This window comes from Nonomuraea sp. NPDC023979 (genome assembly GCF_040639085.1).
GTDB classification, from domain to species: Bacteria; Actinomycetota; Actinomycetes; order Streptosporangiales; family Streptosporangiaceae; genus Nonomuraea; species Nonomuraea ceibae.
Genome location: NZ_JBEZZG010000039.1, coordinates 1 through 19,159 on the forward strand (window position 1 = coordinate 1; position 19,159 = coordinate 19,159).

Consider the following 19,159-nt stretch of genomic DNA (forward strand, 5'->3'; position numbering starts at 1 on the left):
GCCGTGCGCGCCCTGCTGGCCCGCCGCCCGGGGGCCCGCCTGGTCACCGTGCCGGGCCCGATGGGCGAGCACGCCGTCCGCGCCGCCGGCGGCGCCTGCGCCCTCGTCCGGCCCGGCGGCGCGGACGCCCTGGCCGTGACCACGGCGGAGGACACGCGGCGGGCCGTGGCGGCGCTGGCCGGGGTGGACCTGCTGCTGTTCGCGGGCGGCGACGGCACCGCCAGGGACGTGCTGGACGCGCTGCGCGAGCTGGGCGACCAGGCGCCGCCCGTGCTCGGCGTGCCCGCCGGGGTCAAGGTCTACTCGGGATGCTTCGCCGTCAGCCCCGCCACGGCGGGCCTGGTGGCGGCCGGGTTCCGGCCCGGCCCCACCGCCGAGGCCGAGGTCGTCGACCTGGACGAGGACGGCTACCGGCGCGGCCTGGTCGGCCCCCGCCTGTACGGGACCGTCCGCGTCCCGCGGGCCCGCACCGCCTTCTCCGGCCGCAAGACCGGCTCCTCCGGCACTCCCCCGGCCACGGTCGGCGCGATCGCCCGCGAGGTCGTGTCCCGGATGCGACCCGGCGTCCGGTACGTCCTCGGCCCCGGCGCCACCACCCGGGCGGTCGGCGACGAGCTGGGGCTGGCCACGACGCTGCTCGGCGTGGACGTGGTCGGCGACGGCCGGCTGATCGCCGCCGACGTGCCGGAGGCCGAGCTGTTCGGCCTGGTCAGCCGGGGGAAGACGGTGGTGGTGCTGTCGGTGATCGGCGGGCAGGGATTCGTCCTGGGCCGGGGCAACCAGCAGATCTCGCCCCGGGTGCTCAGGGCCTCCGGGGCCACGCTGCTCGTCCTGGCCACCCAGCCCAAGCTCGCCGCGCTGAACGGCCGCCCCCTGCTCGCCGACAGCGGCGACGAGGACCTCGACAGAACACTGAGCGGGCACGTCCGGGTGATCACCGGGCACCGCGAGAGCACGATCTACCGCCTCAGCGCGGCAAGTGAGGAGTACGACGGATGAACACGCTCGACGGCAAGGTCGCGATCGTCACGGGCGGCGCGTCCGGCATCGGCCGCGCCACGGCCCTGCTGTTCGCCCGCGAGGGCGCCCGCGTGGTGGTGGCCGACATCGACGGCCCCGGCGCGCAGGCGACGGCGGCGGCGATCGAGGAGGCGGGCGGCGCCGCCGTGGCGGTGCGCGCCGACGTGTCGGCCTCGGACGACTGCCGCGAGGTCGTCCGCACGGCCGTCGACACGTTCGGTGCCCTGCACGTGCTGTTCAACAACGCCGGGATCATCCGCCGCACCACGGCGCTCGACCTCGACGTGGAGGAGTGGGACCGGGTCATGGCGGTCAACGTCAGGTCCGTCTTCCTCATGTGCAAGCACGCCGTCCCGGCGATGACCGGCGGCGGCTCCATCGTGAACACCGGCTCCGGGTGGGGGCTCAAGGGCGGCGGCAACGCCATCTCCTACTGCGCCTCCAAGGCCGCCGTGGTCAACATGACCCGCGCCCTGGCCATCGACCACGCCGCGGCCGGCATCCGCGTCAACTCCGTCAACCCGGGCGACACCGACACGCCGATGCTGCGCGACGAGGCGCGCCAGCTCGGCGAGGACTGGACGGCCTTCCACGCCGACGCCGCCGACCGGCCGATGGGCCGCGCCGGCAGCCCCGACGAGATCGCCCAGGCCGTGCTCTTCCTGGCGAGCGACGCCGCCAGCTACGTCACCGGGTCCGCCCTCGTCGTCGACGGCGGCGGGCTCGCCTGACCTCCCCCACACCCCCCACGCACAACCCCCCCCGAAGGAGTCCACCATGAGGCGTGCCCTCGCAATCCTGGGCGTGCTCGCCCTCGCGACCACCGCGTGCAGCGGCAGCGGCGGCGGGAACGTCCCCGGCACCGGCGACGGCCCTGTCACCGTCCGCTGGTCCACCTGGGGATCGGCCGAGGACCTGAAGCTGTACGAGGCGTTCACCCAGGACTTCCAGAAGCGCCACCCGAACATCCGGCTCAAGCTGGAGTCGGTCGCCAAGTACGAGGACTACCACCCCAAGCTGCTCACCCAGCTCACCAGCAAGACCGCGCCCGACGTGTTCTTCGTCGGCGACGACAACGTCGGCAAGTTCGTCGCCGCGGGCGTGCTCTCCCCGCTCAACGACAAGCTCGCCGGGCCCTCCTCCAAGAGCCGCCCGGACGACTTCTTCGAAGGCGTGTACGGCGGCGCGAAGAAGGACGGCCAGATCTACGGCGTCCCCAACGACACCAACCCCGAGGTGCTCTGGTACGACAAGAAGGCGCTCAAGGACGCCGGCATCGCCGAGGACCCCGCCGCCCTGCACGAGGCCGGACAGTGGACGATGGACGCGTACCTGGCCATGAACGCCAAGCTCAAGGCCGCGGGGAAGGCCGGGTCCATCTTCTGGAACTGGTACGGCTCCACGTACTCGATGATCAACGGCTTCGGCGGGAAGGTGTGGGACGGCGGCAAGTTCGTCGCCGCCACCGACGCCAAGTCCGTGGAGGCGCTGCGCACGCTGGCCAAGGGCTACCAGGACAAGACGTTCCTCAGCGCCGACCTGCTGCCCGCCAGCAACGGCGCGAGCACGCAGTTCCTCAAGCACAAGGTGGGCTTCTACGCCGGCGGCCGGTGGATGATCGACTCGCTGAAGAAGGGCGGCGAGCTGGCCGACTACGACATCGTGCCGTTCCCCTCGCCCGACGGAAAGCCGATGCCGGGCGCCGTCGCCGCCTCCTACCTGTCGATCAACAAGGAGACGAAGCTGCCGGAGGAGGCGTTCACGTTCCTGACGGAGTTCGTCAGCAAGGAGGGCCAGCTCATCCGGCTCAAGAGCGGCGGCGCGGTGCCGTCGATCAAGGGCGCCGAGCAGATCGTGCTGGCCGACGGCTACCCGGCGCACGCGCAGACGTTCCTCGACGTGCGTGACACCGGGTTCGCGAACTACCCCGAGGAGGTGGCCGTGCCCGGTCTCACCGCCGCGATCAACGAGCACCTGATGAAGGTGTGGACCGGCAAGGTGCCCTTCGACCAGGGCATGACCGAGCTGGGCTCGCTCGTCGAGAGCAAGCTGGGCTAGCCGTGGCGCTCGACACCGGGGCCCGGACCGGGCCCCGCCCCGGGAGCGCCCGTCCTGGGGCTCGCGCCGGCCGGGTGCGCCACCGTGACGGCTGGTGGGCCGCGTTCTTCCTGGCGCCGCAGGTCAGCGCGCTGGTCGTGTTCCTGGTCGGGCCGCTGTGCTTCGCCGTGGTGCTGGCGTTCATGCACTGGGACGGGCTCGGGCAGAAGGAGTGGGCGGGCCTGGCCAACTTCGCCGCCGTGCTCACCGACCCGCAGTTCGGCCGCGCGGTGTGGAACACCGTCAAGCTCGCGCTGCTCACCGTGCCCGCCGGGCTCGGCCTGGCACTGCTGATCGCCGTCGCGCTCAACAACGTCCGGGGCAGCGGCTTCTACCGGGTGCTGTACTTCCTGCCGGTGGTCACCAGCTCGGTCGCCGTCGCGCTGATGTGGCAGATCATCCTCGCGGGCGACGAGTTCGGCGTGCTCAACACGAGCCTGGAGCAGTGGTTCGGCATCACCGCCCCCGACTGGCTGGGCGATCCGGACTGGGTGATCGTCGCCATCGCGGCGGTGACGATCTGGTCGTCGCTCGGCCTCAACGTGGTGATCTTCCTGGCCGGACTGCAGACGATCCCGCCGCAGATCGTCGAGGCCGCCCGCATGGACGGCGCCGGCCCCGTGCGGATCTTCCGCTCCGTCACGCTGCCGCTGCTCTCGCCGACGATCTTCTTCTCCACCGTGGTCGCCGTCATCAGCTCGTTCCAGGCGTTCGACCAGATCTACGTGCTGGTCAACCCCCAGGACAACGACGGCGCGCGGACCATCGTCTACCAGGTGTACGAGCTGGGCTTCCGCGACTTCCAGTTCGGGCTGAGCAGTGCCGCCGCGCTGATCCTGCTGGTGCTGACGCTGCTCGTGACCCTCGTCCAGTTCGCGGCGCAGAAGCGCCTCGTCCACTACGACTCGTGAGGGGGCCCGCATGCGACCCCGGCAGATAGCCCTGCACGCCGCGCTCGCCGTCGGCGGCCTGGCGATGCTGTTCCCGTTCGTCTGGATGCTGCTGACGTCGTTCAAGGGCGTCCGCCAGATGCTGAACGACCCGCTGGCCTGGCTGCCCGACCCGTGGCGCTGGGCCAACTATCCCGACGCGCTCGGCGCCATGCCGTTCGGCCTCGCGTACTGGAACAGCTTCTACATCGCCGCGATCAACGTCACGCTGACGCTGCTCACCTCCGCCATGGCCGCCTACGCCTTCGCCCGGATCCGCTTCCGCGGGTCCGAGGTGCTGTTCGTGGTGTTCCTGGCCACCCAGATGGTGCCCTCGCAGGTGACGGTCGTGCCGCTCTACCTGATGCTGGCCGAGCTGGGGTGGATCGACTCCCACCTGTCGCTCATCGTGCCCACCGTCGCGAACCCGTTCGCGGTCTTCCTGCTGCGCCAGTTCATCCGGGCCGTCCCGGTGGAGCTGGAGGAGGCCGCCAGGATCGACGGCGCCGGGCGCTGGCGGTGCTTCTGGAACGTGGTGCTGCCGAACATCCGGCCCGGCCTGGGCGCCCTCGGCATCATCGCCTTCCTGGCATCCTGGAACTCGTTCTTCTTCCCCCTGATCTTCCTGAACTCCCCCGAGCTGGCCACGGTGCCGCTGCTGCTGAGCCAGTTCTCCGGCCAGCGCATGGCCGTGGACTACGGGCTGATCCTGGCCGCCTCCGCGATCGCGGTGGTGCCCACGCTGATCGCCTTCCTGTTCGGGCAGCGCAGGATCATCAACTCAATGGCCGCGTCCGGGCTGGGAGGCCGCTGATGCTGGATCTGCGCGAGCGCCCGTTCACCGACCGGGGCTCCCGGCTGCTCGTGATGGCGGCCGACGACGGCTCCCTGTGGATCGCCAGGGCGCTGTACGAGACGCGGCTCGCCGACGCGACCGTCCTGACGGGGCTGCGGGTCCTGTCGGGCGATCGGGAGCTTCCGGTACGGCGTGCGCTGCCGGACCGGGTGGAGTTCGCGGGCGGGGTGACGATGGCGTTCGCCGGGCCGGACACGCTCGTCCTCACCGGCCGCGACGCCCGCGCCGTGTGGGACGGCGGCGAGGCCCCCATCGACGGAGTCCTCCCCCTCACCACCCCGGACGGCCACACCCCGGACGGTTCCACCCCGGACGGCCCCAGTGTGTGCGGCCCTTCCACCGGAGGCCCCACCCCGGGCGGTTCCTCGCCCGGAGGGCCGGGGTTGGATGGCGGGGCGGTGGTGGCGGCGGCCGGGGCGCGGTGGCGGGCGTGGTTCGACCGGATGCCCGCCGTGCCGCCCGGCCTGAGGGAACGGGCCGAGCAGGCGTGGTGGACGCTGGCGGTGAACCTGGTGCCGATCCGGGGCCGGGAATCCCTCATCCCCTCCAAGTACGGATATGTCGGCTTATGGAACTGGGATGCGTACTTCCACGCCATCGCCCTCCGCCACGCCGACCCCGCCCTGGCCAGGGAGCAGATCCGCATCCTGCTCGACAACCAGCGCCCCGACGGCCTGATCCCCGACGTGGTGCACGACCACGGCGTGCTGGCCGAGACCACCGACCTGCCCCGCTCCGACCTGGCCAGGCTCGCCCAGCACGTCGGCGGCCCGCCGGACCCCACGGTCGTCCCGGTCACCAAGCCGCCGCTCACCGCCTGGGCCGTGTGGAAGATCCACGAGGCCGACCCCGACCCCGCCTTCCTGGCAGAGGTGTTCGAGCCGCTCGCCCGCTCCCAGGAGTGGTGGTTCACCCGTTCGGACCCCGACGGCGACGGCCTGGCCGAGTACCTGCACCCGTACTCCTCCGGCCTCGACGACAGCCCGATCTGGGACCACGGCCCGCGCGCCGAGCCGCCGGACCTGAACTCCTACCTGGCGCTCCAGTACGACCGGCTCGGCGACATCACCGCCGTGCTGGGCCGTGACCCGGGCCCGTGGCGGGAGAGGGCGCAGGCGCTGGTGGACCGCATGGTCGCGCGCCGGTGGAACGGCCGCCGCTTCGTCACCCGGGTGGGCGGGGGCGAGGTGGACGTGCGCACGCCGCTGGAGTTCATGCCGCTGCTCACCGGCAGGCTCCCCCGGCAGGTCGCGGACCGGCTGGTGGCGGACCTGACGTCGCCGTCGTTCTGGGGCGAGCGGCCGGTGCCGACCGTGGCGTTCGACGACCCGCGGTTCGACCCGGACGCGATGTGGCGCGGCCCGGTGTGGCTGAACGTCAACTACCTGCTCGTCGAGGGGCTGCGCCGCTCCGGCTACCCGGACACGGCCGCCGAGCTGCGGGAGCGGACGCTGGCGATGGTGCGCGACGGCGGCGGGCTGTACGAGTACTGGAACCCGCGCACCGGCCGCCGCGCGGGCCGGGCGACGAGCGGCTTCGGCTGGTCGGCCGCCCTGTTCCTGGATCTCGCGCACACCGGCTGACCTGAGGTTTCCGCCCGTCCACCGGGGTACCGGACGGGTGAGGACCTGGGAGGCCGGATGCGCTCGTCGATCTCGCTGGGCCGCATCGGCGGCGTCGCCGTCGGGCTGAACGTCAGCGTGCTGTTCATCGTCGCGATCCTGGTCGTGGGCCTGGCCTTCGGGAGCTTCCCCGCGCTGTTCCCGGGCCGAGCCACGGCGCTCTACCTGCTGGCGGCGCTGGCGGCGGCGGTGCTGTTCCTGGCGTCGCTGCTGGCGCACGAGCTCGCGCACGCGCTGGTGGCCCAGCGTCACGGCATCGAGGTGCCGAGGATCACGCTGTGGCTGCTCGGCGGCGTGGCCGAGCTGCGCGGCGAGCCCCGCACTCCGGGCGCCGACCTGAAGATCGCCGTGGTGGGGCCGCTGACCAGCCTGGCCTGCGGGATCGTGTGCGGCGCGGTGGCGATGCTGCTGTCCGGCGCGCCCCTGGCGGCGGGCGTCTTCCTCTACCTGGCCGGGCTGAACGTCCTCCTGGCCGTGTTCAACCTGATCCCGGCCGCGCCGCTGGACGGCGGCCGGGTGCTGCGCGCCGCGCTGTGGGCGCGCTCGGGCGACCGGACGCGCGCCGCGGTCACCGCCGCCCGCGCGGGCCGGGTGTTCGGGTACGCGCTCGTCGCGCTCGGGCTCTTCCAGGTCGTCACCGGCCTCGGCTTCCAGGGGCTGTGGCTGGCGCTGATCGGCCTGTTCCTGGTCAACGCCGCCGGCGCGGAGGAGCGGCAGACCCAGGTGTCCTCGGCGCTGGGCGGCGTCCGCGTCGGCGACGTGATGACCGGGCCGCCCGTGGTCGCCCGTCCTGACGAGACCGTCGCGGGGCTGATCGAGCGCCTGGTCATGACGAGCCGCCTGTCCACGTACCCGCTCACCGACGAGCGCGGCGCCTTCCTCGGCCTGGTGACGCTCAACCGCATCCGGGACGTGCCGCCCGCCGCGCGGGAGACGACCCGGCTGAGCGACATCGCCTGTCCCGCCGGGGACGTGCCGAGCGCCCGCCCGGACGAGCCGCTGACCGGCCTGCTGTCGCGGATGGACGGCTGCGCCGACGGGCGGGCCGTGGTGCTGGACCCGTCGGGCCGGCTGATCGGCCTGCTCACGCCGACCGACATCAGCCGCGCCATCCAGACCGCCGGCCTTCGTCCCGGGCCCTGACGGCGCTCCCGGGCGGTGACGCCCCCGTACGGCGAGGTCCCCGCGGCGGAGTGACTGCGCCCGCCGTCCTCTACAGGCTGTAGAGTGAGCGCGAAAATCGGATGAAAGTGGTGGGGGCGTGCTGCGCTGGTTCCGGATCGTGGCGGTGGCCGAGGCGTGCTCGTGGGCCGGGCTGCTCGTCGGGATGTTCTTCAAGTACGTGACCGAGACCGGCGAGCTCGGCGTGAAGGTGTTCGGGCCGATCCACGGCGCGCTGTTCGTGCTGTACGGGCTCGGCGTGATCCTGTCGGCGCGGGAGGCGGGCTGGAGCCGGGGCACGGTCGTGCTCGGCCTGGCGTGCGCGGTGCCCCCGTTCACCTCGATCTGGTTCGAGCGGCGGATGGCGGCGCGCACGGAGGCCCGCCAGCTCGCCTGAGCGTTAACCGCGCTCTTACCCCCGATCTGCGGGAATGCCACCATGCGAATTCTGGTGGCCGAGGACGAGCGGGTCCTGGCGGATCTCGTGGCCGAGGGGCTGCGCGGCCGGGCGATGACGGTCGACGTCGCCTACGACGGCGCGGACGCGCTGGAGCGGCTCGCGGCCGGCGCCTACGACGTGCTGGTCCTGGACCGCGACCTGCCCCGGCGGCACGGTGACGACATCTGCCAGGAGCTGGCCCAGCGCGGCGACCCGGTGCGCATCCTGATGCTGACCGCCTCGGGCACGGTGCACGACCGCGTCGCCGGCCTGAACCTGGGCGCCGACGACTACCTGCCCAAGCCGTTCGCCTTCGACGAGCTGGCGGCCCGGGTCGGCGCGCTCGCCCGGCGGTCCGGGCCGCCGCTGCCGCCGGTGCTGGAGCACGCCGGCATCACCCTGGACACCGGCGCCCGCGAGGCGTTCCGCGACGGCCGCCCGCTGGCGCTGTCGCGCAAGGAGTACGGGGTGCTGGAGGTGCTGATGCGGGCGCGCGGCACCGCCGTCAGCGCCGAGGAGCTGCTGGAACGCGCCTGGGACGAGCAGACGGACCCGTTCACCACGGTCGTGAAGGTGACGGTGAGCAAGCTGCGCGCCAAGCTGGGCCTGCCACCGGTCATCGTCACCGTGCCGGGCGCCGGGTACCGCTTGTGAGACCGCGGCGGATCCGGCCGCTAGGCCGCCTCTCGGTGCGGGCCCGGATGACGCTGCTGTACGGCGGGATCTTCACGGTCATCACGCTGGGGGCGCTGGTGGTGGCGCAGCGGCTCCAGGGGGACGCCGTCGGCAGGAACCTCCAGGACGTGGCGGTCCGGCGGAAGGCCGAAGGGCCGTGCGAGCCGGGCGCCCCCTGCCTGCTCCCGCCCGGGGTGGAGACGTTCGTCCGGGCGGACGAGCTCGAACAGGAGCTGGTGGACTCCCAGCGGGTCATCACGCTCGTCACGTTCGTGGCGATCGCGGTGCTGGCGTTCGCGGTGTGCTGGTGGCTCACCGGGCGGCTGCTGCGCCCGCTGCACCGCATCACCGCCACCGCCCGCAGGCTGTCGCTGTCGACGCTGCACGAGCGCATCGCGCTGACCGGGCCGCAGGACGAGCTCAAGGAGCTGGCCGACACCTTCGACGCCATGCTCGACCGGCTGGAGCGCGCGGTGGCCGGTCAGCGCCGGTTCGTCGCCAACGCCTCGCACGAGCTGCGCACGCCGCTCGCCATCCAGCGCACCGCCGTCGAGGTCGGCCTGGCCGACCCCTCGCCGGAACGGCTGGCCTGGATCCGGGCCGAGCTGCTGCGCAACACCGAGCGGTCCGAGCGGCTCATCGACGGCCTGCTCGTGCTGGCCCAGGGCGAGCGCGGCCTCGACGCGCCCGCGCCGGTGGACCTGGCGGCCGTGGTCGAGCAGGTCGTCGCGGAGCAGTCGCCGGCGGCGCGGGACAAGGACGTCACGGTCGCCGTCTCCGTCACCGGTGGCCCGGTCGTCGTGGCGGGCGACGAGGTGATGCTCACCCGGCTGGTGGCCAACCTGGTGGAGAACGCCGTCCGGCACAACCATCGGGGCGGGCGCGTCCTGGTCGAGCTGTCCCCGGCCGCCGGGCTGGTCGTCGGCAACACCGGCCCGCTCGTCCCGCCGGGCAGGGCCGGCGAGCTGTTCGAGCCGTTCCGCAGGCTCGACCCGGACCGGACCGGCTCGGCGGGCGGCGCGGGGCTCGGGCTGTCGATCGTCGCCGCCATCACCGCCGCCCACGGCGGGCGCGTGGAGGCCGTCCCGAACCCGGACGGCGGCCTCCGCGTCACCGTGGCCCTCCCCCCGTCCACCTGATCGGACGCGGTCCGGGAATGACCGGCGAGCCGCCGCCGTTGTACAGAACAGCCGGGTCAGTTCCGTGTATGTGGTTTGCCCCGCACGCCTTCGGGCGGGCGGCTGTTTCTTCTTGAGAGATGGTGCGGTCGCAGCAAAGACAACCCCGGCCGGCGATCCGCGATCCCGCGGGTCACCCATCTCTGACGAGGAGACATCGCAATGGCACAGGGCACTGTGAAGTGGTTCAACGCTGACAAGGGCTTCGGCTTCATCGCCGTCGACGGCGGCGGCGCGGACGTGTTCGTCCACTTCTCCGAGATCCAGTCGGGCGGCTTCCGCAGCCTGGAGGAGAACCAGCGCGTCGAGTTCGACATCAACCAGGGCGCCAAGGGCCCCCAGGCCGTCGGCGTGACCGTTCTCTGATCCGCAGAGCGTGAAGACAGCCCCTCGTCCTCCGGGACGGGGGGCTGTCGCCGTCTCTACCGGGCGGCGCTGACGCCGAAGGCCGTCCAGCCCAGGTCGGGGAACCCGGCCGCGGCGGCGACCGCCGCGGAGGCCAGGTTGCCGGGCGCGTGCATGTACGTGGGCACGGCCCCCTCGTCGAGCACCCGGCGCGCCGCCTGGGCGACGAGCCGCCGGGCGAGCCCGCGCCCCTGCGCCCGGGGCTCGGTCACCACGGCCAGCTCGCGCCCGTGGTGGTCGTGCCGTTTGACGCCCACGCCGGCCAGGTGCGCGCCCGTGCGCGGGTCGCGCGCCACCAGCACCTCGCCGCCGAAGGGCCGCAGCCACTCGGGCACCTCCGGATCGGTGGCGGGCACCCACACCCCGGCGTCGGGCAGCGGCGCGGGCCGGGCCGTCCAGCGGTAGACGGCGGTGAACCAGGCGCGGGCGGGCGGCCCGAGCAGCGCGGGGACCCGCGGCCCGAAGCCGCCGGGGTCGTCGGCGTGCAGCTTCGCGACCTCCTCGGCGTGCTCGGGCAGCACCGAGAGCACGCCCCCGCCGGGACCGCCGACCCCGAGCACGGGATGGATCGCGCCGTCCCACGCGGGCAGCGCGCGCCCGGGATGGGCGACGACGTCCAGCGGCCCGCCGGGCGGCCAGGCTCCGAGCCACCGGGTCAGATGCTCGTGCAGCCTTCGCTCAGGAGTCATGCCCAGATCCTATACCCTCCGGGGGTACCGAGAGCGCACGCTCCCACAGCATCACCACCGCCCTGACGTGGCCGGGGCCGTCCGGCGGGTCGAGCAGCGCGCCGTGCAACTGGGCCTCGATGCCCTGGACGGCCAGCAGCGCGTTCAGCTCGGGATCGGGGCCACCGGCTCCGAGGCGGCGCAGCTCGGCCGCCAGCGCGCGGGCGATCCGGCGCTCGGCGTCCCGGAAGCGGGCGACCAGGCCGGGGGTGCGGGGGACGTGGTCGTACAGCAGCCGGTGCAAATCCGGCCGGTCGGTGTGCAGCGCGGCCACGCCCTCCACCAGGTCGGTGAGCAGGGCCGACAGGGACGGCCGCCGCCCGGCCGCGCCGGCGAAGACCTGCGCGACCCGGTCGGCGCTCTCGGCGAGGTAGTGCTCGGCCAGCGCCACCAGCAGCGCGTCCTTGTTCGGGAAGTACTGGTACAGCGACCCGATGGACACCCCGGCGCGTTCGGCGATCTTGTTCGTGGTGGCGCCGGCGTAGCCGTGCCTCTGGAAAAGCTGAGCCGCCGCCTCCAGGATCGCCGCGACCGTCTGCCTGGAGCGCTGCTGGCGTGGCTGTTTACGGGGTGTGAGCACGACCCTCCAATGCGAGTACCGAAAACTGAGAATAGCTCGCATTATTGAAGGCGTTTCGCTCTCCCCTCGTGAACGGAGCCCTCTGTGCTGCCCGAACTCCTCGCCTACGGCGCCCGGGTGCTGCCCGGCCTGCTCCTGATCGGCGGCTGTTACGCGCTGGCGCGCGGTGAGCGCGACCCGCTCGCGCGCGTCATGGCGCTCGTGCTCGCCTTCATCCTGATCAGGGACGCGATGACCCCGCTCGGGTTCTGGCGGATCGGCACGGCGGGGGCGGTCCCGTGGCTGCGCTTCACCGACCAGGCGGGCGTCCTGGTGGTGTTCGGGCTGGGCACGGTGGCGGCGACGGTCGCGGTGCTGCGGCTGGACGCCGGGCTGCGGTCGCTGGTGCGCTGGGGGCGCTTCGGCCCCGGCACGGTCGTGTGGGGCGCGGGCGGCGGCGCGCTGGCCGCCGCGCCGGTGCTGCTGCTGTCGCTGACCACACCCCTGGACGGGCGCGGCGGCGCGGTCGCGGTCGCGCTGCTGCCAGTGCTGCTGCTGTTCAGCCTGTCGGGCAACCTCGCCGAGGAGGTGCTGTTCCGCGGCTTCCTCCAGGGACGGCTCGAACAGCGCCTGGACGCCACCCGCGCCGCCCTGCTGTCGGCGCTGCTGTTCGCCGCCTGCCACGCCTTCCTCGCCTCGACGGTCACCGACGCCGGCTGGCCGCTGCTGGCCTTCACCCTGTACGAAGGGCTGATCTGCGCGTTCCTGCGCGTGCGCCACGGGGTCACCACCGCCGCGCTCGCCCACGGGATCGCGATCTTCCTGCTGGCCGCCGGGCTGGTGTGATCGGTCAGTCCGGCTCGGTCGCGGCCAGGAGCCGAGCGGCGAAGGCACGGCAGCCCGCGGTGAACTCCGGGCCCGCGGTGATCCGGAAGTCGGCGTCCAGGAAGGCGAGGTTGAGGATCAGCCACTGCCAGGAGTCCAGCGCGAGGCTGACGCCGGTCCGCCCGTCGTCCAGCGCGCGGACCTCGGCGTCCTGGAACTTCAGCGCGTCGAGCACCGCGGCGGCCGGGGCGTCCACCAGGACGCTGACGTCCTGCTTGTCCCGGTTGATCCCCTGCCGCAGGTAGTCGGTGGCCGACTCGGCGGGCAGCGGGCGCGGCTCGTAGCGGTCGCCGGTGCCGGTCGCGCCGGTGACCCGGTCGAGGCGGAACACCCGCCAGTCGCCGCGCCCGAGATCCCAGCCGAGCACGTACCAGCGCAGCAGGTGGTGGATCTGCCGGTACGGCTCCACCCGCCGCTCGCTCCGGCCGCCGCGCGCGTCCGTGTAGGCGAACGACAGGACCTCGCGGCGCGCGATCGCGTCGGCGACCAGCGCGAGCTGCTGGGCGGGCACGCTCGGCGCGCGTTGCGGGCTCGTCTCCAGGCTGGCCCGCACCGCCGCGACGCGCGGGCGCAGCCGGGCGGGCAGGAACTGGTCCAGCTTGCCGTACGCGCGGGTCGCGGCGTCGTCGATCCCGCCCTCGGCCGCCGCCCCGACGGCGGCGAGCGAGGCGAGCGCCAGCAGCGTGGCCACCGCCTCGTCGTCGTCGAGGACGAGCGGCGGCATCGTGCGCCCGGCCGCGAGCCGGTAGTAGCCGCCGGGCCCTGGCTGGGTCTCGACGGGGTAGCCGTAGCCGCGCAGCCGGTCGACGTCGCGGCGCAGCGTGCGCGGGCTGACGCCGAGCCGCCGGGCCAGCTCCTCCCCGCCGAACGGCCGCCCGGTCTGCAGCGTCGACAGCAGGGCCAGCATGCGCTCGGTGACGTCCGCCATGCCTCGATCCTGCCATCGGACGCGGTCAGAATCCGGCCACATCTGCTCGTAGCGTGACGGCATGACAGCGCGCACCATCACCCTTCGTGGAGCCCGGACGAACAACCTGGCCGGTCTGGACGTCGACATCCCGCGCAACCGGCTGGTCGTGTTCGCGGGCGTGTCCGGCTCGGGCAAGTCGTCGCTGGTGTTCGACACGATCGCCGCCGAGGCGGGCCACCAGCTCAACGAGACGTTCCCGCCGTTCGCCCGCAACCGGCTGCCGAAGTGGACGCGCCCCGACGTCGAGCACATCGGCGGCCTGACCCCCGTGGTCGTCATCGACCAGCGGCGCATCGGCGGCAACGCCCGCTCGACGGTCGGCACGATCACGGACGCGTGGACGTACCTGCGGCTTCTGTTCTCCCGCCTCAGCAGCCCGTACGTGGGCGAGTCGAACCGGTTCTCCTTCAACGAGCCCGCCGGCATGTGCCCCACCTGCTCCGGGCTCGGCGAGGTGGTGGTCAGCGCGGTCGACCGCTTCCTCGACCTGGACAAGTCCCTGGCCGAGGGCGCGATCCTGCTGCCCGGCTTCGGCAACGGCGGCTACTGGTACTCCCGGTACGCCGACATCGGCGCCTTCGACGCCCACACCCCGCTCCGCGACTGGACCCCGGCCGAACGCGAGGCGCTGCTGTACGGCGGCGAGGCCGCGGCCTCGCTCGGCAGCAGGCCGCCCCGGGACTACGAGGGCGTCGTCGAGCGGTTCGAACGCATCTACCTGCACACCTCCGACAACCTGTCCGAGCGCAAGCAGGAGGCCATCCGGCGCTTCACCCGCGCCGGGACCTGCCCCGAGTGCGGCGGCGACCGGCTCGCCAAGGCCGCCAGGACGGCCACCGTGCTCGGCCGCACGATCGGCGAGCTGTCCCGCATGGAGATCACCGAGCTCGCCGCCCTGGTCCGCACCATCGACTCCCCCGGCGTCGCGCCCGTCGTCGCCGCCCTGGTGGAACGGCTGGAGGCGATGGTCACGATCGGGCTCGGCTACCTCACGCTCGGCCGGGCGACCACGACGCTGTCCGGCGGCGAGTCGCAGCGGATCAAGATGGTCAAGCACCTGGGCTCCAGCCTCGCCGAGATGACGTACGTGGTCGACGAGCCGACCGTGGGCCTGCACCCGACCGACGTGGAGTCCATGATCGAGCTGCTGGAGCGGCTGCGCGACACGGGCAACACCGTGCTCGTCGTCGAGCACGACCCCGCCGTCATGGCGCACGCCGACCAGGTCGTCGAGATCGGGCCCGGCGCCGGCGCGGGCGGCGGGCGGCTCGTCTTCCAGGGGCCGTTCGACCGGCTGCGGGAGGCGGACACGCCCACCGGCCGCGCCCTGGCCCGGCGGCTGCCGGTCAACACCGCCCCGCGGCAGGCGACAGGCCACCTCACGGTGGCGGGCGCCTCCCGCAACAACCTGCGCGACCTCACCGTACGGATCCCCACAGGCGTGCTGACCGTGTTCACCGGGGTCGCCGGGTCCGGCAAGTCCAGCCTGGCCCACGAGCTGGTCGCCCAGCACGACGCCACGGTGATCGACCAGCGGCCGGTCAGCGCGAACCGCCGCTCGACCCCGATCACCTACACCGGGATCGCCCCGGCGATCCGCAGGCTGTTCGCCCGGCGCAACGGCGTCCCGGCCGCGCTGTTCAGCGCCAACTCCGAGGGCGCCTGCCCGGCGTGCAAGGGGCTCGGCGTGATCTACACCGACCTGGCGTTCATGGACGGCCAGGAGGTCCGGTGCGAGACCTGCGAGGGCCGCCGGTTCACCCCGGAGGTCCTGGCCCACACCGTGGACGGGCTGTCGATCGCCGACGTCGACGACCTCACCATCGCCGAGGCCGTCGACCGGCTGCCCGACCGGGCCATCGCGGACGCGCTGCGCCAGCTCTCCGCCGTCGGCCTCGGCTACCTGCGCCTGGGGCAGTCGCTGAGCACGCTGTCAGGCGGGGAGTGCCAGCGCGTCAAGATCGCCAAGGAGCTCCGGGAGTCGGCGCGGCCCACCGTGTACGTGCTCGACGAGCCGACGACCGGCCTGCACCCGAGCGACGTCGGCACGCTCCTGCGCGTCCTCGGCGACCTCGTCGCGCAGGGGCACACCGTGGTCGTCATCGAGCACAACCTGGACGTCGTCCGGCAGGCCGACTGGCTCGTGGACCTCGGGCCGGGGCCGGGCCGGCACGGCGGGAGCGTGCTGTACGAGGGCCCCGTCGCCGGCTGCACCGACCGCTCGACCCCCACCGGCCGCGCCCTCGCCGGATGATCGCGCCTGGTGATCGCGCCTGGTGATCGCGGGCGGCCCTCACCCGGCGCCCGGGCAGGTGGCGCCCGGCGGCGGGAGGCGCAGGCTGATCAGGTAGCGGTTGACGTGCGCGGTGACGCAGCCGCCAGGACCGGACAGGTACAGCGTGTGCCCGTGGCCCTCGTACCGGAGGCTGGACGAGCCCGGCACCCGGCGGACGGCGCGGGCCACCTCGTCGTGGTCCGTCCAGCTCCCCACCCCGAGCAGCGGCGGCAGCCCCCGCGCGGGCAGCGGCGCCGGCGGGTTGGTGACCGGCGCGGGCCAGCCCGCGCAGGCCAGCGGCCACCACGAACGCTGCCCGGCGAAGTGCGGCGACACCCGCTCCGCCTCGCGCAGCGCCTCCCGGAAGGCGGCGTAGCTCCCGTACCCCTTGCCGTCCAGGCAGTGCGTCATGTTCTGGCCGGCGGCCGCGGGCACTTTGGCGCTGCCCGTGGCCTGCCTGACGTAGTCGGCGAACCCGGAGGCGTCGCCGCCCTCCGCCTTCTCGATCGCGGCGGCGAGCTGGACCCAGCGGGGCACCTCGGGCTCGCGGCCGGGCGAGACGAAGCTGGGCCCGGCGGCGACCTTCAGGTCGAACCCGCTGTAGGCGGCCCCCGACGGGTCGCCGCGCACCGGCACCGGCTTGCGGTCGGCGGCGGTGACCAGCCGTCGCCACACCCCGGCCACGTCCCTGCCGTGCAGCGCGCAGGCGGTGTCCGCCCGGCACCAGGCGGCGAAGCGCACCAGCTGCCGCTCCAGCCGCGCGTACAGGGCGGGCTCGGTGGCGGCGACCGGCTCCTGGTGGTCGGCGGCGCCGTCCAGGACCATCGCGCGCACCCGGGCGGGGAACAGCCGGGCGTACGCCTCGGCGGGGTGGCCGCCGTAGGAGTTGGCCAGGAAGCTCAGCCGCGGCTCGCCGAGCGCCACGCGGACGGCCTCGATGTCGCGGGCGACGGAGGCGGAGTCCATGTGGTCGAACAGCTCCGGGTCGGCGGCGCGGCACCGCTCGGCGTGCTCCCGGTTCGCCCGCGCCAGCTCGGCCCACTCGGCGCGGTCGCCGGGCAGCGTGATCCACGGGCCGGTGGACAGGCACGCGTACGGCAGCGGGCCGCCGGGGACGGCGGTGTTGCGGGGGGCGAGGCTGACGACGTCGAACCGGTCGCGCAGCTTGGCGAACCGCGCGTGGTGCTGCTTCAGGTCGTCGATCCCCGACCCGCCGGGGCCGCCGGGGACGGAGAACAGGACGCCGATCCGGCGGCCCGCCCCGGAGGCGGGCAGCATCGCGACCGGCACGGTGATCGTGCGCCCGGCGGGCTTGTGCCAGTCGAGCGGCACCTCGACGGAGGCGCACCGCAGGTCCCCGGGCGCGTCCTTGTCCGCGCACGGCCGCCAGGCCAGGGCGGACGCCGCGCCGCCCGCGTCACCGGACGCGGGCGCCACCGCCGGTTCTGCCGGCATCCCTGGTGACAGCCCGGCCGCCGGCAGCACCGTGGGCAGGACCGCCGTCAGCGCCGTCAGCAGCACCGCGGCCGCGCCGGCGAGCAGCGGCCTGAGCCTGCGGCCCTTCAGCGCCGTGACCGTCGCGCCCGCCGCCAGCGCGACGGCGACGTGGCCCGCGAGCAGCGCCGCCGCCGCGACGGGCGGCAGCAGCCCGCCCACCCCGGCGACTTGCGCGGGCAGGTTCTCCAGCAGGTACGAGCCCACCTGGGCCCGCAGCGGCGACGGCAGCGCCTGCGCGGCCACGGGCAGCACCAGGAAGACCAGCACGAGCGCGACCAGGGTGCCCGGCGTCGACCGGATCGCCGCGCCCGCCCCCAGCCCGACGAGGGCCGCCGCCGTCATGGACAGCCCGGAGACGGCCACCGACGCGAGCACGCCCGGCTCGGCGAGCGAGGTCCCCAGCGTCCCGCCGTCGAGCAGCAGCTGGTCCGCGCGGCTGCCGAGGACCGCCTGCGCGGCCCCGTGCATGGCGAACGCCAGGACCTGACCGGCGACCAGGGTGACGGCGGCCAGGCCCGGCACCTTGGCGAACAGGAACACCTGCCGCCTCGGCACCGCCGCCAGGCTGGTGCGGATCAGGCCGGTGGCGTGCTCGGCGGTGATCGTGAGCGCGCCCAGCGTGCCGAACACGACGTAGGCGATCGGCAGGCCCGTGCCCAGCCCGGCGCCGACGCCGGTGAAGCCCAGCCGCTCCTCGAACGTCTGCCGGTCGAACCCGCGCCCGATCAGGTACGCCACCCCGGCGCAGGCCAGCACGGCGAGCAGCGAGACGGCCAGCAGGTACGCGTTGGAGCGCAGCGAGCGGAGCTTGTGCCATTCGGCGGCGATCGCGTCCGTCATCGGCCCTGCTCCGTCCCGGTACGGGCGCCGTACTCGACGCTGTCCTCGGTGAGCTCCATGAACGCCTCCTCCAGCGATGCGCCGCGCGGTGTCAGCTCGCGCAGCGCGACGCCCGCGCCCAGCGCCAGCTCCCCGATCACCTCGGCATCCAGCCCCCGCACGGACAGCCCGCGCACGGACGGGTCGCGTGCGGGTGGACCGGGGGGCGCCTCTTCGGGGGTCACGGTGGCGCCGTGCGCGCGCAGGACCCCGGCCAGCCGTTCCGGGTCCGCGGCCCGGACGAGCACGTCGCGGCGGAAGCGGCCGGCCAGCTCGCCGATCGCCGTGTCCGCGATCAGCTTGCCGCGCCCGATGACGACGACGTGGTCGGCGGTGAGCGCCAGCTCGTTCATCAGGTGGCTGGACAGCAGGACGGTCCGCCCCTCGGCGGCCAGCGCCCGCAGCAGGTCGCGGATCCAGCGGATGCCCTCCGGGTCGAGCCCGTTCAGCGGCTCGTCGAACATCAGCACCGCCGGGTCGCCCAGCAGCGCCGCCGCGATCCCCAGCCGCTGCTTCATGCCCAGGGAGAAGCCGCCGATCCGCCGCCCGGCCACGTCCGTCAGCCCCACCTGGCCGAGCACCTCGTCCACCCGCCCGGCGCCGATGCCGTTGCTGCGGGCCAGGCAGCGCAGGTGGTCGCGGGCGGTCCGGCCGCCGTGCACGGCCCCGGCGTCGAGCAGCGCGCCCATCGTGCGCATCGGGCGGCGCAGCGACGCGTACGACCGCCCGTCCACCAGCGCCTCGCCTCCGGCGGGCACCTCCAGCCCGAGCACGGCCCGCATGGTGGTGGACTTGCCCGCGCCGTTGGGGCCCAGGAATCCGGTCACCAGGCCCGGTCTCACGCTGAAGGTCAGCCCGTCCACGGCGACCGTGCGGCCGTAGCGCATGGTCAGTCCCCGTACGTCGATCACGTCTCCCCCTCGTCCGGCATGGTCGGCCGGAACGAGCCTCGCGGTGCGCGGGCCCGGTCTCCAGGGGGGCCGG

General features: G+C 74.1%; 18 protein-coding genes. 13 read left to right on the plus strand and 5 right to left on the minus strand.

From position 1 onward, the window contains the following. From AB0G11_RS41565 to AB0G11_RS41615, 11 genes are all read left to right on the plus strand, one after another. On the plus strand, positions 1–999 hold a 999-nt coding region (locus AB0G11_RS41565; RefSeq protein ID WP_357592328.1), incomplete at its 5' end, for an NAD(+)/NADH kinase. Next, positions 996–1,751 (plus strand): SDR family NAD(P)-dependent oxidoreductase, encoded by a 756-nt coding sequence (locus AB0G11_RS41570; protein WP_219510690.1) that lies wholly within the window; start codon positions 996–998, stop codon positions 1,749–1,751. The genes AB0G11_RS41565 and AB0G11_RS41570, both read left to right, overlap by 4 nt. Positions 1,752–1,797: 46 nt before the next feature. Beyond that, the gene (locus AB0G11_RS41575; RefSeq protein WP_357592330.1) at positions 1,798–3,078 is read left to right on the plus strand and encodes a sugar ABC transporter substrate-binding protein; all 1,281 of its coding nucleotides are present in this window, start codon (positions 1,798–1,800) and stop codon (positions 3,076–3,078) included. 2 nt (positions 3,079–3,080) lie between these two features. Further along, positions 3,081–4,028, plus strand: coding sequence for a sugar ABC transporter permease (locus AB0G11_RS41580; RefSeq protein ID WP_357592332.1), 948 nt, complete (start codon positions 3,081–3,083; stop codon positions 4,026–4,028). Between the two features lie 10 nt (positions 4,029–4,038). Continuing rightward, a complete protein-coding gene (locus AB0G11_RS41585; protein WP_357592334.1) occupies positions 4,039–4,860 on the plus strand; it encodes a carbohydrate ABC transporter permease in 822 nt (273 codons plus the stop codon). Beyond that, positions 4,860–6,485: a glycogen debranching protein gene (locus AB0G11_RS41590; protein WP_357592336.1), complete on the plus strand. Its 1,626-nt coding sequence runs from the start codon at positions 4,860–4,862 to the stop codon at positions 6,483–6,485. Before AB0G11_RS41585 ends, AB0G11_RS41590 begins: the two co-directional genes overlap by 1 nt. A 57-nt stretch (positions 6,486–6,542) precedes the next feature. Then, entirely contained in the window at positions 6,543–7,667 is a 1,125-nt protein-coding gene (locus tag AB0G11_RS41595) for a site-2 protease family protein (protein ID WP_357592337.1), read from the plus strand. A gap of 118 nt (positions 7,668–7,785) precedes the next feature. Next, entirely contained in the window at positions 7,786–8,082 is a 297-nt protein-coding gene (locus AB0G11_RS41600) for a DUF3817 domain-containing protein (protein WP_357592338.1), read from the plus strand. 42 nt (positions 8,083–8,124) lie between these two features. Beyond that, entirely contained in the window at positions 8,125–8,778 is a 654-nt protein-coding gene (locus tag AB0G11_RS41605) for a response regulator transcription factor (protein ID WP_219510678.1), read from the plus strand. A 47-nt stretch (positions 8,779–8,825) separates the two neighbouring features. Further along, complete coding sequence (locus tag AB0G11_RS41610; protein ID WP_357592339.1) at positions 8,826–9,938, plus strand: ATP-binding protein; 1,113 nt, start codon at positions 8,826–8,828, stop codon at positions 9,936–9,938. Positions 9,939–10,139: 201 nt separating this feature from the next. Next, positions 10,140–10,343 carry a cold-shock protein gene (locus AB0G11_RS41615; protein ID WP_219510677.1) on the plus strand — a complete coding sequence of 68 codons (204 nt, stop codon included), beginning with the start codon at positions 10,140–10,142 and terminating at the stop codon, positions 10,341–10,343. Positions 10,344–10,399: 56 nt separating this feature from the next. Here the strand turns inward: AB0G11_RS41615 and AB0G11_RS41620 are convergent, their stop codons facing one another. Next, on the minus strand, positions 10,400–11,071 hold the full coding sequence (locus AB0G11_RS41620; protein WP_219510676.1) for a GNAT family N-acetyltransferase: 672 nt from the start codon (positions 11,069–11,071) through the stop codon (positions 10,400–10,402). Further along, positions 11,061–11,690 carry a TetR/AcrR family transcriptional regulator gene (locus tag AB0G11_RS41625; RefSeq protein WP_308126035.1) on the minus strand — a complete coding sequence of 210 codons (630 nt, stop codon included), beginning with the start codon at positions 11,688–11,690 and terminating at the stop codon, positions 11,061–11,063. The genes AB0G11_RS41620 and AB0G11_RS41625 overlap by 11 nt, the downstream gene beginning before the upstream one ends. A gap of 84 nt (positions 11,691–11,774) precedes the next feature. Here AB0G11_RS41625 and AB0G11_RS41630 point away from each other — a divergent pair, with 84 nt between their 5' ends. Then, on the plus strand, positions 11,775–12,515 hold the full coding sequence (locus tag AB0G11_RS41630; RefSeq protein ID WP_308126034.1) for a CPBP family glutamic-type intramembrane protease: 741 nt from the start codon (positions 11,775–11,777) through the stop codon (positions 12,513–12,515). 4 nt (positions 12,516–12,519) lie between these two features. Here the strand turns inward: AB0G11_RS41630 and AB0G11_RS41635 are convergent, their stop codons facing one another. After that, positions 12,520–13,482 carry a WYL domain-containing protein gene (locus AB0G11_RS41635; protein ID WP_219510674.1) on the minus strand — a complete coding sequence of 321 codons (963 nt, stop codon included), beginning with the start codon at positions 13,480–13,482 and terminating at the stop codon, positions 12,520–12,522. A 61-nt stretch (positions 13,483–13,543) separates the two neighbouring features. On the opposite strand from AB0G11_RS41635, the gene AB0G11_RS41640 reads away from it, so the two are divergent. Beyond that, on the plus strand, positions 13,544–15,778 hold the full coding sequence (locus AB0G11_RS41640; RefSeq protein WP_219510673.1) for an excinuclease ABC subunit UvrA: 2,235 nt from the start codon (positions 13,544–13,546) through the stop codon (positions 15,776–15,778). 39 nt (positions 15,779–15,817) lie between these two features. Here the strand turns inward: AB0G11_RS41640 and AB0G11_RS41645 are convergent, their stop codons facing one another. Both AB0G11_RS41645 and AB0G11_RS41650 read right to left on the minus strand, forming a co-directional pair. Continuing rightward, on the minus strand, positions 15,818–18,136 hold the full coding sequence (locus AB0G11_RS41645) for an alpha/beta fold hydrolase (RefSeq protein ID WP_357592340.1): 2,319 nt from the start codon (positions 18,134–18,136) through the stop codon (positions 15,818–15,820). Next, positions 18,133–19,086, minus strand: a complete 954-nt coding sequence (locus tag AB0G11_RS41650) for an ATP-binding cassette domain-containing protein (protein ID WP_357592341.1) — start codon at positions 19,084–19,086, stop codon at positions 18,133–18,135. The genes AB0G11_RS41645 and AB0G11_RS41650 overlap by 4 nt, the downstream gene beginning before the upstream one ends. Positions 19,087–19,159: the final 73 nt, after the last annotated feature.

Coding starts and splice junctions, on each gene's coding strand:
- AB0G11_RS41635 (WP_219510674.1), bottom strand. CDS start 13,482: ATGGCGGACGTCACCGAGCGCATGCTGGCCCTGCTGTCGACGCTGCAG.
- AB0G11_RS41610 (WP_357592339.1), top strand. CDS start 8,826: ATGACGCTGCTGTACGGCGGGATCTTCACGGTCATCACGCTGGGGGCG.
- AB0G11_RS41615 (WP_219510677.1), top strand. CDS start 10,140: ATGGCACAGGGCACTGTGAAGTGGTTCAACGCTGACAAGGGCTTCGGC.
- AB0G11_RS41640 (WP_219510673.1), top strand. CDS start 13,544: ATGACAGCGCGCACCATCACCCTTCGTGGAGCCCGGACGAACAACCTG.
- AB0G11_RS41585 (WP_357592334.1), top strand. CDS start 4,039: ATGCGACCCCGGCAGATAGCCCTGCACGCCGCGCTCGCCGTCGGCGGC.
- AB0G11_RS41605 (WP_219510678.1), top strand. CDS start 8,125: ATGCGAATTCTGGTGGCCGAGGACGAGCGGGTCCTGGCGGATCTCGTG.
- AB0G11_RS41570 (WP_219510690.1), top strand. CDS start 996: ATGAACACGCTCGACGGCAAGGTCGCGATCGTCACGGGCGGCGCGTCC.
- AB0G11_RS41590 (WP_357592336.1), top strand. CDS start 4,860: ATGCTGGATCTGCGCGAGCGCCCGTTCACCGACCGGGGCTCCCGGCTG.
- AB0G11_RS41645 (WP_357592340.1), bottom strand. CDS start 18,136: ATGACGGACGCGATCGCCGCCGAATGGCACAAGCTCCGCTCGCTGCGC.
- AB0G11_RS41575 (WP_357592330.1), top strand. CDS start 1,798: ATGAGGCGTGCCCTCGCAATCCTGGGCGTGCTCGCCCTCGCGACCACC.
- AB0G11_RS41595 (WP_357592337.1), top strand. CDS start 6,543: ATGCGCTCGTCGATCTCGCTGGGCCGCATCGGCGGCGTCGCCGTCGGG.
- AB0G11_RS41620 (WP_219510676.1), bottom strand. CDS start 11,071: ATGACTCCTGAGCGAAGGCTGCACGAGCATCTGACCCGGTGGCTCGGA.